Raw genomic sequence first — 14,538 nt, forward strand, 5'->3', positions numbered from 1 at the left:
CCCCGGCCCGCCCGTCGTCCGCGCCCGGACCCCATCGGTCCGGGCGTTGGCATCGGTCGCGGTGAAATGGTATCGCCTGTTTCTGCCGGATGGGCAGCATGCGAAAGAGGGGGCGTGATGGGGCGGAGGATAACCGGGTACGGCCCGTTGAGACGGACGGGGGGCACGTGCCTGGTCGCGGCCGCCCTGCTGTGCGGCCAGGCTGTCGCCGCGCCACGGCCGCTGACCGTTGCGTGTTCCGGCACCACGACGGCGCGGAGCATGTCGGCCGAAAAGAGCGATCCGTTCGACGCGATCTTCGTGTTCGATGACGCGGCCCGAAGCTGGGTGCGTACCGATCCGGCCAGCGGCGCGGGGCGCCCGATCTGCCTGGCGGATGACTGCACCGTCCTGTTCAGCCCGACGCAGGTCGTCGCCCGGTCGGGGACGCTGGTGGCGACGTTCGACCGCCGGCGCCAGACCTTCAGCGCCGGGGACCTGAAGGATGTCGATGGCACCATGGTCGAGATCATTACCCGTGCAACCTGTCATGCCCCCCGCGTGCCGCCCGCCCGGCGGCCGTGAATCTGTCGGTCGTGGACGCCGACGCGGCGCCGCTCCAGCGGGCGACCGGCGGATTCGCCATCCAGGCGAGGAAGGCGGGCGAGCGTTCGAGCCTCGTGCGGCTGCGGCAGTCGGGCTGTTGCCGTGTGCTGGTGCCGCGCGTCCGCACGCCGGGGGTCGAGGCGGTGCTGGTCAATGTTTCGGGCGGTCTGGCCGGCGGGGACCGGATCGTGGGCGGCATCCTGTGCCGGGCGGGGGCTCATCTGATCGTCACGACCCAGGCGTCCGAGCGGATCTATGGCGCGCGCGCGGCGGACCGACCGACGCGGATCGTCACCCGCTGCCGGATCGAGGCGGGGGCGCGGCTCGACTGGCTGCCCCACGAGACGATCTTCTATGACGGCGGGGTGGTGGCGCGGGACCTGATCGTCGATATGCCGTCGGCCGCGACATTCCTGGCCAGCGAATGCCGCGTGTTCGGCCGCGTGGCGTCCGGCGAGACGGTTCAACGGCTGGTCTGCCGGGACCGGCTGGCCATCCGGCGGGACGGCATTCCCGCGCTGATGGAGAATTTTCGGGCGGACGGCCCGTTCGGGGCCCTGCTGTCGCGGCGCGCCGTCGCGTCGGGCGCGGGGGTGATGCATACCATCACGATGGCGGCGCCCGACGTGGCGCGCTGGCTGGAGGAGGCCAGGGCGTGCATCGCCGGAGCGGGACCCGCCGTCGCGGGGGCGGCATCGGCCTGGAATGACGTGCTGGTCGTGCGATTGCTGGGGAATGAAGCTATGAACGTCCGGCAGTTGGCCCGCCGCATCACGGCGCTGTTGCGCGGGGGGTATCCGGCCCCGGTGACATGGCGTCTTCAATAAGGCGGTTTGGAGGGGAAGGATGAAGCTGACTCCGCGCGAGAAGGACAAGCTGCTGGTCGCGATGGCGGCGAACGTGGCCCGACGGCGGCTGGAGCGCGGGGTACGCCTGAATTATCCCGAGGCGGTCGCGCTGATTACTGATTATGTTGTGGAAGGCGCGCGTGACGGCCTCAGCGTGGCCGACCTGATGGAAGGGGGCGCGCGCGTGCTGGCCCGTGACCAGGTCATGGCGGGCATTGCGGAGATGATCCCGGACGTGCAGGTCGAGGCGACCTTTCCCGATGGCACGAAGCTGGTGACGGTCCATGACCCGATTCGCTGACGCCCTGCCCGCGGGGGCCGTCCCCGGCGAGATCATCACCCCGGACGGCGAGATCGAACTCAATGCCGGCCGGCCGCGCCGGACGCTGCGCGTCACCAATACCGGCGACCGGCCGATCCAGGTGGGCAGCCATTACCATTTCGCCGAGACCAACCCCGCGCTGGCCTTCGACCGCGCGCAGGCGCGGGGGTGGCGGCTGGACGTGCCGTCGGGCGGCGCGCTGCGCTTCGAGCCGGGACAGGCGATGGATGTCACACTGGTGCCGCTGTCGGGCGGGCGCCGGGTGGTGGGTTTCCGTGCCCAGGTGATGGGGGAACTGGACTGATGGCCCGGATCGGACGCTTCGACTACGCCATGACCTACGGCCCGACGACCGGCGACCGGGTCCGCCTTGCGGACACCGCCCTGCTGGTTGAGGTGGAGCGGGATTTCACCGTCCAGGGCGAGGAGGTGAAGTTCGGGGGCGGCAAGACCATCCGCGACGGGATGGGGCAATCCCAGGTCACCAATGCGGCGGGGGCCGCCGACACGGTCATCACCAATGCGCTGATTATCGACCACTGGGGGATCGTGAAGGCCGATATCGCCCTGAAGGGCGGGCGGATCGCCGGCATCGGCAAGGCGGGCAATCCCGACATCCAGCCGGGCGTGGACATCATCATCGGTCCGGGCACCGAAATCGTGGCCGGGGAAGGCCGGATCGTCACCGCCGGCGGCATCGACGCGCATATCCACTATATCTGCCCCCAGCAGGTGGAGGAGGCGCTGGCGTCGGGCGTCACCACCCTGCTGGGCGGCGGCACCGGCCCGGCGACGGGCACGGCGGCGACGACCTGCACGCCCGGCCCGTGGCATCTGGCGCGGATGCTCCAGGCGGCGGAGGGGCTGCCGGTCAACCTGGCCTTCGCGGGCAAGGGCAACGCCTCGCGCCCCGAGGCGCTGGAGGAGATGGTACGCGCGGGGGCCTGCTGCCTCAAGCTGCATGAGGACTGGGGGTCGACGCCCGCCGCCATCGACTGCTGCCTGTCGGTCGCCGACCGGATGGACGTGCAGGTCATGATCCATACGGACACGCTGAACGAGAGCGGCTTCGTGGATGACACCATCGCCGCGTTCCAGGGCCGGACCATCCATGCCTTCCATACGGAAGGCGCGGGCGGCGGCCATGCGCCGGACATCATCCGGGTGGCGGCGCTGCCCAACGTGCTGCCGTCCTCGACCAATCCCACGCGGCCCTACACCATCAACACGCTCGACGAGCATCTGGACATGCTGATGGTCTGCCATCACCTGGACCGCAGCGTGCCCGAGGATATCGCGTTTGCGGAGAGCCGCATCCGGCGCGAGACGATCGCCGCCGAGGATATCTTCCACGACATGGGCGTGCTGTCGATGATGTCGTCGGACAGCCAGGCGATGGGACGGGTGGGCGAGGTCATCATCCGCACCTGGCAGACCGCCCACAAGATGAAGCTGCAGCGCGGGGCGCTGGCCGGCGACGGCGCGGCCGACAACAGCCGCGTGAAGCGCTATATCGCCAAATACACGATCAATCCGGCCATTGCCCACGGCCTGGCGCGCGAGGTCGGTTCGATCGAGGTCGGCAAGCTGGCCGACCTGGTGCTGTGGGAGCCGGCCTTCTTCGGCGTGAAGCCGGAACTGGTCATAAAGGGGGGCGCGATCGTGTACGCGCTGATGGGTGACCCCAACGCCTCGATCCCCACGCCGCAGCCCATCCACGGGCGGCCGATGTTCGGCAGCCTGGGCGGCGCGCTGAGCGCGACCTGTGTCACCTTCGTCTCCGGCGCCGCGCTGGAGGACGATATCGGGACGCGGCTGGGGCTGAAGCGCCGCCTGGCGGCGGTGTCCGACACGCGCGGCGGCATCGGCAAGCGCAGCATGATCCATAACGACGCCATGCCCGTGATCGAGGTCGATCCCGAAACCTACGAGGTGCGCGCCGACGGCGTGCTTCTGACCTGCGAACCTGCCGAGGTACTGCCCATGGCACAGCGTTATTTCCTGTTCTGATGCGGCGCGTCGTCGATATCCTTCCCGCCGGGACGTGGGAGCCTGCGCGCGAGAGCGACCTGTTTCGCGCCGATTACGAGGGCCGTCATCGCCGCCGCAAGGTGCTGGAGCTGCAATCGGGCGCGCGGGTGCTGCTCGACCTGCCGCAGGCGCGGCTGCTGGTCGCGGGCGACGGGCTGCTGCTGGACGATGGCGGGGTGGCGCGGGTCGCGGCGCTGGATGAATCGCTGCTGGAGGTCACGGCGCCGGATGGGCATGGGCTGCTGCGCCTGGCCTGGCATCTGGGCAACCGCCACCTGCCGGCGATGATCGAGCCTACGCGGATCCTGATCCGCGATGACCATGTGATTGCCGACATGGTGCGCGGGCTGGGCGGGACCATCGCACCGCTGCGGGCGCCGTTCGATCCGGAAACCGGAGCCTATGCCGGCCATGGGGGCGGCCACGACGCGCATGGGCACGACCCTCATGCCCATGGGCATCACGACCACGACCATCATGACCATGGGCACGGCCCGCATCCCCATTCCTGACCTGCCGGTGGACGATGCGACGCTCGCGCGGCTGCTGAACTGGCTGTCGCCCGCCTTTCCCACCGGGGGGTTCGCCTACAGCCACGGTCTGGAATGGGCCGTCCAGGCCGGGGACGTCACGGATGTGGCGACGCTGGTGGACTGGATCGGCGATCTGCTGTCCTGCGGCAGCCTGCGTAACGACCTGATCCTTGTCCGCGCCGCCTGGCAGGCGCGCGACGGAGCGGCGCTGGTGTCGCTGACCCGGATCGGCTGCGCGCTGGCCTCGTCGCGGGAGCGGTGGGAGGAAACGACGCGCCAGGGCGAGGCGTTCCTGCGCGGTGTCGCGGTCTGGGGGGTGGAGATTGCCGGACGCGGCACGCCGGGTGTCGCCTGGCCGCTGCCGGTGGCGCATGGAGCGGCCCTGGGCGCCTGCGGGGCCGGGGAACACCATACGCTGGTCGCCAGTGCCAGCGCCGTGACGGCGGGGCTGGTCTCGGCGGCGGTCCGGCTGGTGCCGCTGGGGCAGACCGACGCGCTGCGCGCGCTGGCGGCGCTCGAGCGGCCGATCGCGGCGGCCGTTGCCGCGACGCAGGGGCAGGGTATCGCCGATCTGGGCGGGCTGTGCTTTCGCGCGGATCTGGCGGCCATGCATCACGAAACACAGGAAACGAGGCTTTTTCGCACATGACGGACAGCTATCGCGGCCCGCTCCGCGTCGGAATCGGTGGCCCCGTGGGGACGGGCAAGACGGCGCTGATGGATGCGCTGTGTCGCCATTTCCGCGATCGCTACGACATCGCGGCCCTGACCAATGACATCTATACCCGCGAGGATGCGGAATTCCTGACGCGGGCGGGTTCGCTGCCGCCCGAGCGGATCATGGGAATCGAGACCGGCGGGTGCCCCCATACCGCGATCCGCGAGGATGCGAGCATCAACCTGGCGGGGATCGAGGAACTGTGCGCGCGTTTTCCGGTGCTGGACCTGGTGCTTGTGGAAAGCGGCGGGGACAATCTGGCCGCGACCTTCAGCCCCGAACTGGCCGACCTGACGATCTATGTCATCGACGTTTCGGCGGGCGACAAGATCCCCCGCAAGGGCGGGCCGGGCATCACCCGCAGCGACCTCCTGGTCATCAACAAGATCGACCTCGCGCCCCATGTGGGGGCCGACCTGGGGGTGATGGATCGTGACAGCCGCCGGATGCGCGGCCAGCGGCCCTTCGTCTTCGCCAATATCCGCGCGGGCGAGGGGGTGGAGCGCATTGCCCGCTTCATTATCGAGGAAGGCGGCCTGCGCGTCGCCTGAACGCCCGCCGCATAAAAGAAGGGCCGCCCGCGATCCGGGCGGCCCATGGGTGGGCGCGATCGGGATGTCGCCCGTCAGAAGTGGATATGTCCTTCCATGCCGAAGGTGCGCGGGGTCAGCATGCCATAGGCATAGTACCGTTCCACCACGCCGTCGCGTGAGCGCACCGAGCCGTAATCGTTGCTGACGGCGGTGACGGCGTACTGGTCGAAGATGTTGTTGATGAAGAAATCCAGGCTCCATTTCTTCGTGTTGTACGTGACCGACGCGCGATGGGTGACGTAGCTGGGGATCTTCTCGCCATAGCCGCGCAGGCCGACATGCGAATAGATGCTGCCGTTATAAGTCGTGGCCCAGTTGACGACGATGTTGCGTTCGTTCTTGAGCGGGATGACGTAATTGGCGATGAGGCTGCCCGAATTCTTCATCGAGCCCGGCAGGCGGTCGCCGGCATAGGCGGTGTAGAGGCCGTTCACCAGGTCCGGCGTGGTCCGGGTCAGGTGCGCGTCGGTATAGGAATAGGTCGCGGTCAGCGAGAAGTTCGGCGTGACCTTCCAGCTTGCGGTGGCGTCGAAGCCCTGCGAGACGGCCTGCGCGCCGTTGGCGGTGATGCCGACATTGCCGTATTTCGTGCGGCTGGGCACCTGTACGTCGAGCCAGTCGATATGGAAGCCCGCGAGCGTCATCATGACCCGGTGATGGAAGAAGTTGGCGCGGATGCCCAGTTCTTCGTTGCGGGTCCGGTCCGGCTGGAAGCTCATCTCGTTCGGCAGGGCGCAGGCATGCTGCGAGCTGGGATCGACGGGCAGCGTGCAAGGGGCGACGCGGTTGACGCCGCCGACGCGATAGCCGGTGCTGTAGGTGAAATAGGCCATGACGTTGGGGTTGAAGCGATAGGAAATGTTCGCCTTCCAGATGACGCCGTCCGCGCCCGTCGCACCGCGCTGCTCGTTGTAGCTGACGCCGGGATAGGCCTGGAACAGCGGCAGGGCCGTGCCGCCGTCGACCGTGGCGTCATAATTGAAATAACGGATGCCGCCGGTGACCTGCAGGTTTTTCAGAAGATGCAGGGTGCCTTCGCCATAGACGGCCTTCTCGGTCGTCGTAGTGTAGACGAACGACGCGTATTCCAGCTCGTCCGGACGGTCGTAGCCGGCCCATTCCGAATAGCCCGGCACGTATTCCTGACGCAGATAGGACGTCTTGAGCTGGTTGTAGAAGCCGCCGACCACCCAGTTGAACGGCCCCTTGTGCGTGGAGACCAGGCGCAGTTCCTCGTTGAACTGGCGGTACTTGCGCTGGTTATTCGCGTAGGACGAGAAGTTCGGGAAAGCCTGGTAGCCGTAATCGAGGTCGATCAGAAGGTCGGTGTTGTCTTCGGTCTGGTGGATATTCTGTTGCGTGTAGGCCGTCGTGCTGACGATCTGCATGATGCCGGGAATGTTGAAATTGAGTTCGCCGCTGTACAGATCGGACGTGCGGTCGACCGGCTCGAGATAGCGCCACGGCCCCTCGTCATGGCCTGTGCCCATCACGCCCGCGCCGTTGGCCTGCTGGCCGGCGGTCTTCGTTTCCTGATGCGCGTACGTCAGGTACGCCTTGATGTTGGGGTTGAGCTGCAGCAGGAGCTGGTTGCGCGTCGTGAAGGTGTGGTCGTAGTTGACGTCCTTGTAGCGGTTGAAATTCTCGCGCTGCTGGGCGGGCGTGCCGAAGGATTCATTGCCCGGCTGCGGGCTGGAAACCCCCGGATCCTTCAGCACATGGTTGTAATCGATCCAGCCCGGATCGTTGTAGTAGCCGATGACCGTGCGGAAGGCGATGTGATCCTTCAGGATCGGGATATTGAATGTCCCGTTGATCTCGCCGCCCGGATCGCTGCTGTGCGCCATGCCGAAGGTCTTGCCGTCGATGTCCGCGGACCATTTTTCGGTGTCCGGCCGGTTGGGCATGTAGCGGACGGCGCCGGCCAGCGTGCCGAGACCATACAGCGTGCCCTGCGGACCCTGCAGCACTTCGACACGGTTGATGTCGATCAGCTTGAAGTCGGTATAGAGCGGGACCTCGCCCAGATAGACGCCGACGGCATTGTTGCTGAAATTGCCGGTCGTGCTGGTGTTGCCCGAGGACAGGCCACGCATGATGATGTTGCCGGCGTTGCCCGGGCCGGTGTCGGTGACGGTCAGGCCGGGCACGAAGGCGCTGAACTGCTTGATGTCGGTGATGCGCTCGGCCTGGAGCGTCTTGTTGTCGAGCACCGAGATATTGATCGGCGAATCCTCAAGCCGCGTGCGGCGGCGCGTGGCGGTGACGTACACCTGTTCGGGCCCGGCCGCGGGCGCGTTCGTCGCCGTGGGGCGTGCGGCCGCCGCTGTCGGGCCGGTCGCGGATGCCGTCTGGGTCATGGCCGGGGCGGCGGCGACTTTCGGCGTGGCGGCTTTCTTGCCTGCTCCCTGACGCGCCTTGGCCGGGGCCACATCGGCGGCATCGGCCGGCGACGCCGCGATGATGAGCCCCATCGGGGCGCAGTTCATCAGGATCGTGGCGCAAAGCAGCCTGGTTCTTTTCGCCGAAAGGCCTTTCATTCATTCCTCCAGAGCATCGGGTCACGCGGCCCGCCCGCGCGGGCGGCTTTCTTGGCGGAAGGGGAGCCTGCTCCTTCCTGTTCAGTCTCGCTGTGTAAGGATTTCGTTGCAAGACTGATATGGGTCATTTGACGTAACCTCCCCCCAAAGCCCGGCGTACGCGATCTCTGGCGGCGGGCCGGGCGCGCCTGTATCATCGCCGTGTCATGAAAAAGGCCGTTCCCTTCCCGCGCCGGACCCAGGGCGGGTCCATCCCCCCATCGTCGCCGCCGGCGGCGGGGCGCGCCGTCGCATGAGCGGTCCGGTCCAGCCGGAGCGCCGGACGTACAACCAGTGGGTCAATACCCAGACGCTGGAGGATTACGCGCTGCGCCATACCGCGTCGCGCGGGCGGCGGTGGAGCCACTGGACGATCGCCAACACCGCGCTCGGGGCCGCCAGCTTCCTTGCCTGCGAGGCGATCGGCGGGACGATCACGCTGCAGTTCGGATTCGTCAACGCAATGACGGCCATCCTGGCCGCGACGGTGATCTTTCTGGTGATCGGTGCGCCGATCGCCATCTGCGCCGCCCGCGAGGGGCTGGATGTGGACCTGCTGACGCGCGGCGCGGGGTTCGGCTATCTGGGGTCCACGGTGACCTCGCTGATCTATGCCAGCTTCACTTTCCTGCTGTTCGCGGTCGAGGCGAGCATCATGGCGTTCGCCATCGGCCTGGCGACTGGGCTGCCGGTCTCGCTCGCCTATGTCGTCAGCGCGCTCGGCGTGGTGCCCATCGCGCTGTACGGCATGAAGGCCATTACCCGGATGCAGCTTGTGACGCAGCCGATATGGCTGGTCCTGCAGTTCGGTCCGCTGGCCTGGGTCCTGATGTCCGAGCCGGCGGCGGTTGCGGCCTGGGCGCATGCACAGGGCGTGCTGGATGGCGGCGGGAGCGGAAACCTCATCCTGTTCGGCCTGGCTCTTTCGACCATCCTGTCACTTCTGCCGCAGATCGGCGAACAGGCGGACTATCTGCGCTTCCTCCGCCGGCCGTCGCGGGGCGGGGACCTGCGATGGTGGGCGGCCGTGCTGTCGGGCGGGCCGGGATGGGGGGTGATCGGCGGGCTGAAGCTGGCGGCCGGCTCGTTTCTGGCGGTGTTCGCGCTGGCCCATCATGTCGGCCTGGCCCAGGCCGACAGCCCGCCCGCGATGTATGCGGTCATGTTCGGCGAGGTGACAGGCCGGCCGGATGTCGCGCTGGCCCTGATGCTGGTCTTTGTCGTGGCCTGCCAGATGAAGATCAACGTGACCAATGTCTATGCGGGGTCGATCGCCTGGTCGAACTTCTTCGCGCGGCTGACGCACGCCCATCCCGGCCGCGTGGTGTGGCTGGTGTTCAACGCGGTGCTCGCCCTGCTGATAATGGAGGCGGGGATCCTGCGTACGATGTCCACGCTGCTGGCCCTGTACGCGAATCTCGCTTCCGGCTGGATCGGCGCCCTGTCGGCCGACCTCATGGTCTCGAAGCCGCTGGGCCTGAGCCCCAGGGGCGTGGAATTCCGCCGGGCCTATCTGTACGACGTGAACCCGGTGGGGGTGGGGGCGATGGCGCTGTCCCTCGTCACCTCCTCCTCGGCCCTGACCGGGGTGCTGGGCGAGACCGCGCAGGCGTTCGCGCCGCTGCTGGGGTTGACCGTGGCGTTCGTTTCGGCGCCCGCGATCGCCCTGGCCACCCGCGGACGCTTCTATATCGCCCGTCCGCCCGAGGCCTATGCGTCGGACCTGCGCTGCACGGTGTGCGACATCGTCTACGAACCGGCGGACATCGTGTCCTGCCCGTTCCATCGCGGGGCGGTGTGCTCGCTGTGCTGCACGTTGGAAAGCCGCTGCCACGACCAGTGCAAGGACAACAGCGACATCGTCCAGCAGGCCCGCGACCTGCTGCGCCGCGTGCTTCCCAGCGAGGCGGGGCGCTATCTCGACGGCAGCGTGGCGCATTTCCTTGTCATCATGCTGGGCTTCAACGCCATTCTCGGCGTCGTGTTCTACTGGGTCACGTTCGGCGAGGGCGCGTCCGGCGCGTTGCGGCGGGACCTGGAGCAGATCTTCGTGGCGCTGGAGGTTCCGGCGGGGATCGTGGCGTGGCTGTTCGTTCTGGCGCATAACAGCCGGCGCACGGCCGAGCGCGAGACGCGGCAGCAGACCGCCATGCTGCGCCAGGAGGTCGCGGCCCACATCCTGACGGATGCGGCGCTGCAGAAGGCGCGGGACGCGGCGGAGGCCGCCAATGCGGCCAAGACCCGCTACCTGGTGGCCGTCAGCCACGAGATCCGCTCGCCGCTGAATGCGATCTACGGCTACGCGCAGCTTCTCGAACGCGGGGGCGCGGTGGCCCCGGTCGAGGTCGGCGGGGTGATCCGCCAGTCCGCCGAGCATCTGACGAACCTGGTGGAGGGGCTTCTCGATATCTCGCGGGTCGAGAGCGGAGTGGTGGAGGTGCGCTCGGATATCGTCCCGATCCGGGCCCTGCTGCATCATCTGGTGGCGATGTTCCGCATGCAGGCGGCGGCCAAGGGGCTGACGCTGGACCTGGTCATTCATGACCGCCTGCCGTCGCATGTGAAGACGGACGAGAAGCGGTTCCGGCAGATCGTGATTAACCTGCTGTCCAACGCCGTGAAATATACCCGGCAGGGGGGTGCGACCGTATCGGTCCGATATCGCAGCGAGGTCGCCCGGATCGAGATTTCCGATACCGGCACAGGGATTCATCCGGAGGACCTCGAGCGGATCTTCGAGCCGTTCGAGCGTGGCCGGCAGGCGGAGGTCCACCCCCAGCCGGGCATAGGGCTGGGGCTGTCCATCACGCGTGTCCTGACGCGGATCCTGGGTGGCGACATCACGGCCGAGAGCACGCCGGGCGTGGGCAGCACCTTCCGGCTGTCCCTGATGCTTCCGGCCGTCCATCAGGTGGGCGGCACCGCGTCCAGCGACAGGATCGTCGGCTATCAGGGGGTGCGGCGCCAGGTGGTGGTGGTCGATGACGACCTGCGCCAGCACGGCTTTCTGGACGGGCTTCTCACCCCGCTCGGCTTTCAGGTGCATGACGCGTCCAGCGGGGCGGAGGCGCTGGACCTGGTGGCCCGCCTGTCGCCCGACCTGGTGCTGCTGGATATCCAGATGCCCGGCGACAATGGATGGATCATCGCGTCGCGGCTTCGCGCGCTGGCCGGCTCGGGGCTTCGCATCGTGATGGTGTCGGCGAACGCGGCGGAATTCAGCACCGGGGCGGATGGGCTGGCCGTGCACGATGGTTTCGTGACAAAACCGGTGGATGTCGATGTGCTTCTGGGTATGATCGGGCGTGTGCTGGCATTGCAATGGACATATGCCGAGGCGCCGGAGCCCGCGACGGCGATGCCTGGCGCCTCGCCCGGACTGCGGCAGCAGCTGGGCGAGCTGCGCCGGGCGGCGCGTATGGGCCATGTCCGCGCGGCCGAGGCATTGACTGCGGAACTGGTGGCCGGGACCGACGGCGACAGGGCCTTCATTGCCGTCCTCAAGGAGCATCTGGAGCGTTTCGACCTGCGGAGCGTAGGGAGGATCATCGACGATGCGGAGTCCTGACAGGCTGTTGGACGCGGATCGCCCGTGCGTGCTCGTGGTGGATGACACGCCCCAGTCCCTGCGTTTCGTGACCACCGCGCTGGAGGCCGAAGGCATGACGGTGCTGATCGCGCCGGACGGTCATGCCACGCTGGAACTGCTGCAGGACGTGGTTCCCGACCTGATCCTCATGGACGCGATGATGCCGGGGATGGACGGGTTCGAGACCACGCGGCGCATCAAGAAGGATCCGGCGCTCAGCCATGTGCCGGTCATTTTCATGACCGGCCTGACCGAGACGGAACATGTCGTGCGCGGGCTGGAGGCCGGCGGGGTGGATTATGTCCACAAGCCCGTGGTGGTGGATGAGCTGATCGCGCGGGTGCGGGTGCATCTGCGTAACGCGCGCGCCGCGCGGGCCAGCCATCAGGCCCTCGATTTCGGGCGTCGTCCGACGATCGGGGTCAGCGCGGCGGGGGTGCTGCGGTGGCACACGCCGGAAGCGGCGGCGGCGCTGTCGAGCTGCTTTCCACAGTGGCAGGTCGATGATCGCCTGCCTGAGCCGCTCTGCGACGTGCTGGTCGACCTGGGGACGCAGCGGCCGCTTGTCGTGCGCCGGACGCTGGATGTCGCCGAAGGCCGGCTGGAATGCGTTGTCGTCGGCACGATGGATGACGGTTCGATGTGCGTCACGCTGCTGCTCAGGCGACCGGGCGAGGAGGAACGGCTGCTGGGGCGTCGGCACAACCTGACCACGCGCGAAGCGGAGGTCCTGCTCTGGATCAGCCGGGGCAAGCCCAACCGCGATGTCAGCGAGATCCTGAATATCAGCCCGCGTACGGTGAACAAGCATCTGGAGCAGATTTTCGCGAAGCTGGGCGTCGAGAACCGCGCCTCGGCCGCCGCGATCGCCGTCACGACGCTGAATGAATGATCCGCGCGGCCCCTGACCGGGGCAATCTGCGGTGTTTGACGTAGTGACGCCCCGGGCGCGGGACAGTGATGATGCCGGAACATTCCCCACGGGACGCGCCGGCCGCCTCCCGCCATGTCATCATCGGAGAGCGCCATGCCCGGACAAGATCATGTTGGACGAGACATGAAACGGATCCGCAGAGTGCTGTGCGGCCTGTTCGGCGCGCTGCTTCCCTGCACGGCCCTGGCCGCGCCGCCGCCCATCCTGGAGACGGAGGAAAGCAACACGGCGGTCATGCCCAAGCCGAATCCGCACTGGCTGTATGTCGGCACGCGCACGGGCGGGGTCACGATCATCGACGGGGATACGGCCAAGATCGTCGGCACGGTCAACGCGTCGCCGGCCGCGGGCTTCGCGCTGGCCCCGCAGGGCAAAGAATATTACGTGTCCGAGACGATATGGACGCGCATGAATCGCGGCACGCGGCAGGACCTGCTGTCGGTCTATGACGGGCACACGCTGAACCTGATTCAGGACATCGAACTGCCGGGGCGTCTCATCGCCTCGGGCCGGACGCCTTATTTCTCGACCAGCGCCGACGGGCTGCGCGGCTATGTCTACAACATGCAGCCGGCGTCCTCGATCATCACGATCGACCTGGCGAAGCGCAATGTGCTGGGCATCACCGAAATTCCGGCCTGCGGACTGATCTACCCCTATGGCAAGACCGGGGTTGCGACGCTTTGCGCCGACGGCGCGCTGGCGGATGTGGCGATCGACGCATCCGGCCACGGCCGGATCACGGACCGCATTCCGTTCTTCGACGCGCAGCAGGACCCGGTGTTCGAGGAAAGCCCGGTGGACCGCGCCGGCGGCCAGGCGCTGTTCATCACCTTCAACGGCATGGTCCATCCGGTGCGCCTGGGCGCGCCGAGCACGCTGGAAAAAGCGTGGTCCCTTCAGCAGGCGGCAGGATTGTCGCCCGCCACGACCTCGCCGGAGCAGACCACCTGGCGGCCGGGCGGGCGGCGTCCGTTCGCGTTCCATCCGGGCCACAAGCGGCTGTATGCGCTGATGCACGAGGGCGCGCCCTGGGGGCAGAAGCGGTCGGGCACGGAACTGTGGGTGCTGGACACGGCGACGCATCAGCTCGTCAACCGCTTCACGCTGCCGACCTCCGGCTACGCCGTGGGGGTGAGCGAGGATAATGCGCCGCTTCTGTTCGTTCTTTCGGAAGACGGCTGGCTGTGGGTCATGGATCCGGAGACGGGCAAGATCCTGCGGAGCCTGCGCGATGTCGGACGGACGACGCTGCTGGCGACCGACCGGTCCTGAGGCGGGGCGATGGGGGCGGCGGACATCGTGATCGACGCCGCGGCCGCGGCTGCGGGCTGGCTGCTTCTTGTCGCGGGGCTGGGCAAGCTGCGCGACCGGGCGGAATGGATGGGTCGCCTGGCGGCCTATCGGCTGGTGCCGGCGCCGCTGCTCGACGCGGCCGCCCTGGCCGTCGTGCTGCTGGAACTGGGCGCCGGCGCGGCGCTGGCCTGTGTCCTGTTTCCGCGCGTCGCGGGGGCGGTGGCGGCGCTGCTGTTCGTGGTCTTCGCGCTGGCGATGGCCGTCAACCTGCTGCGCGGCCGGCGCGACCTCGATTGTGGGTGTGGCGGCGCGCCGGAGCCTATCTCGTGGCGCAAGGTGGTGCTGGACCTGCTGCTTGCCGGGTTTCTGGCGGCGCGCGCCGCCTATGCCCCGCCCGCGTGGACGCCGCTGCCCATCGCGGGTGGGCTGCTGATCTTTCTTCTGGTTTCGACGGCGATTTCGCTGGGCGGCATGGCTCCGCCCCGGCTCGCTTCACGTCAGGACGCATGA

13 protein-coding genes are annotated in these 14,538 nt (G+C 67.9%); 12 read left to right on the forward strand and 1 reads right to left on the reverse strand.

Translation table 11 applies throughout. The annotated features are described in order from the left end of the window. The first annotated feature begins 147 nt into the window (after positions 1-147). From HLH21_RS04705 to ureG, 8 genes are read left to right on the forward strand one after another with little or no spacing between them, the layout of a single operon-like run. A complete protein-coding gene (locus HLH21_RS04705; protein WP_182941821.1) occupies positions 148-564 on the forward strand; it encodes a hypothetical protein in 417 nt (138 codons plus the stop codon). Beyond that, positions 561-1,412, forward strand: a complete 852-nt coding sequence (locus tag HLH21_RS04710; RefSeq protein WP_182941823.1) for an urease accessory protein UreD — start codon at positions 561-563, stop codon at positions 1,410-1,412. The genes HLH21_RS04705 and HLH21_RS04710 overlap by 4 nt, the downstream gene beginning before the upstream one ends. Before the next feature lie 19 nt (positions 1,413-1,431). After that, entirely contained in the window at positions 1,432-1,734 is a 303-nt protein-coding gene (locus HLH21_RS04715) for an urease subunit gamma (RefSeq protein WP_182941825.1), read from the forward strand. Next, on the forward strand, positions 1,718-2,059 hold the full coding sequence (locus HLH21_RS04720; RefSeq protein WP_182941827.1) for an urease subunit beta: 342 nt from the start codon (positions 1,718-1,720) through the stop codon (positions 2,057-2,059). Before HLH21_RS04715 ends, HLH21_RS04720 begins: the two co-directional genes overlap by 17 nt. Then, entirely contained in the window at positions 2,059-3,765 is a 1,707-nt protein-coding gene (gene ureC / locus HLH21_RS04725) for an urease subunit alpha (protein WP_182941829.1), read from the forward strand. The genes HLH21_RS04720 and ureC overlap by 1 nt, the downstream gene beginning before the upstream one ends. Next, positions 3,765-4,298: an urease accessory protein UreE gene (locus tag HLH21_RS04730; RefSeq protein ID WP_182941831.1), complete on the forward strand. Its 534-nt coding sequence runs from the start codon at positions 3,765-3,767 to the stop codon at positions 4,296-4,298. The genes ureC and HLH21_RS04730 overlap by 1 nt, the downstream gene beginning before the upstream one ends. Further along, complete coding sequence (locus HLH21_RS04735) at positions 4,219-4,968, forward strand: urease accessory protein UreF (protein ID WP_246379234.1); 750 nt, start codon at positions 4,219-4,221, stop codon at positions 4,966-4,968. Before HLH21_RS04730 ends, HLH21_RS04735 begins: the two co-directional genes overlap by 80 nt. Further along, complete coding sequence (gene ureG, locus HLH21_RS04740) at positions 4,965-5,588, forward strand: urease accessory protein UreG (protein ID WP_182941833.1); 624 nt, start codon at positions 4,965-4,967, stop codon at positions 5,586-5,588. Before HLH21_RS04735 ends, ureG begins: the two co-directional genes overlap by 4 nt. A 74-nt stretch (positions 5,589-5,662) precedes the next feature. Here the strand turns inward: ureG and HLH21_RS04745 are convergent, their stop codons facing one another. After that, positions 5,663-8,104 carry a TonB-dependent receptor gene (locus HLH21_RS04745; protein ID WP_246379237.1) on the reverse strand — a complete coding sequence of 814 codons (2,442 nt, stop codon included), beginning with the start codon at positions 8,102-8,104 and terminating at the stop codon, positions 5,663-5,665. Between the two features lie 358 nt (positions 8,105-8,462). On the opposite strand from HLH21_RS04745, the gene HLH21_RS04750 reads away from it, so the two are divergent. From HLH21_RS04750 to HLH21_RS04765, 4 genes are all read left to right on the forward strand, one after another. Next, a complete protein-coding gene (locus HLH21_RS04750; RefSeq protein WP_182941837.1) occupies positions 8,463-11,777 on the forward strand; it encodes a hybrid sensor histidine kinase/response regulator in 3,315 nt (1,104 codons plus the stop codon). A 28-nt stretch (positions 11,778-11,805) separates the two neighbouring features. Further along, entirely contained in the window at positions 11,806-12,690 is an 885-nt protein-coding gene (locus HLH21_RS04755) for a response regulator transcription factor (RefSeq protein ID WP_264811558.1), read from the forward strand. Positions 12,691-12,855: 165 nt separating this feature from the next. After that, a complete protein-coding gene (locus tag HLH21_RS04760) occupies positions 12,856-14,007 on the forward strand; it encodes an amine dehydrogenase large subunit (RefSeq protein WP_182941841.1) in 1,152 nt (383 codons plus the stop codon). Between the two features lie 9 nt (positions 14,008-14,016). After that, the gene (locus tag HLH21_RS04765; protein ID WP_182941843.1) at positions 14,017-14,538 is read left to right on the forward strand and encodes a MauE/DoxX family redox-associated membrane protein; all 522 of its coding nucleotides are present in this window, start codon (positions 14,017-14,019) and stop codon (positions 14,536-14,538) included.

The sequence above is a fragment of the Gluconacetobacter johannae genome (genome assembly GCF_014174305.1).
GTDB lineage: Bacteria > Pseudomonadota > Alphaproteobacteria > Acetobacterales > Acetobacteraceae > Gluconacetobacter > Gluconacetobacter johannae.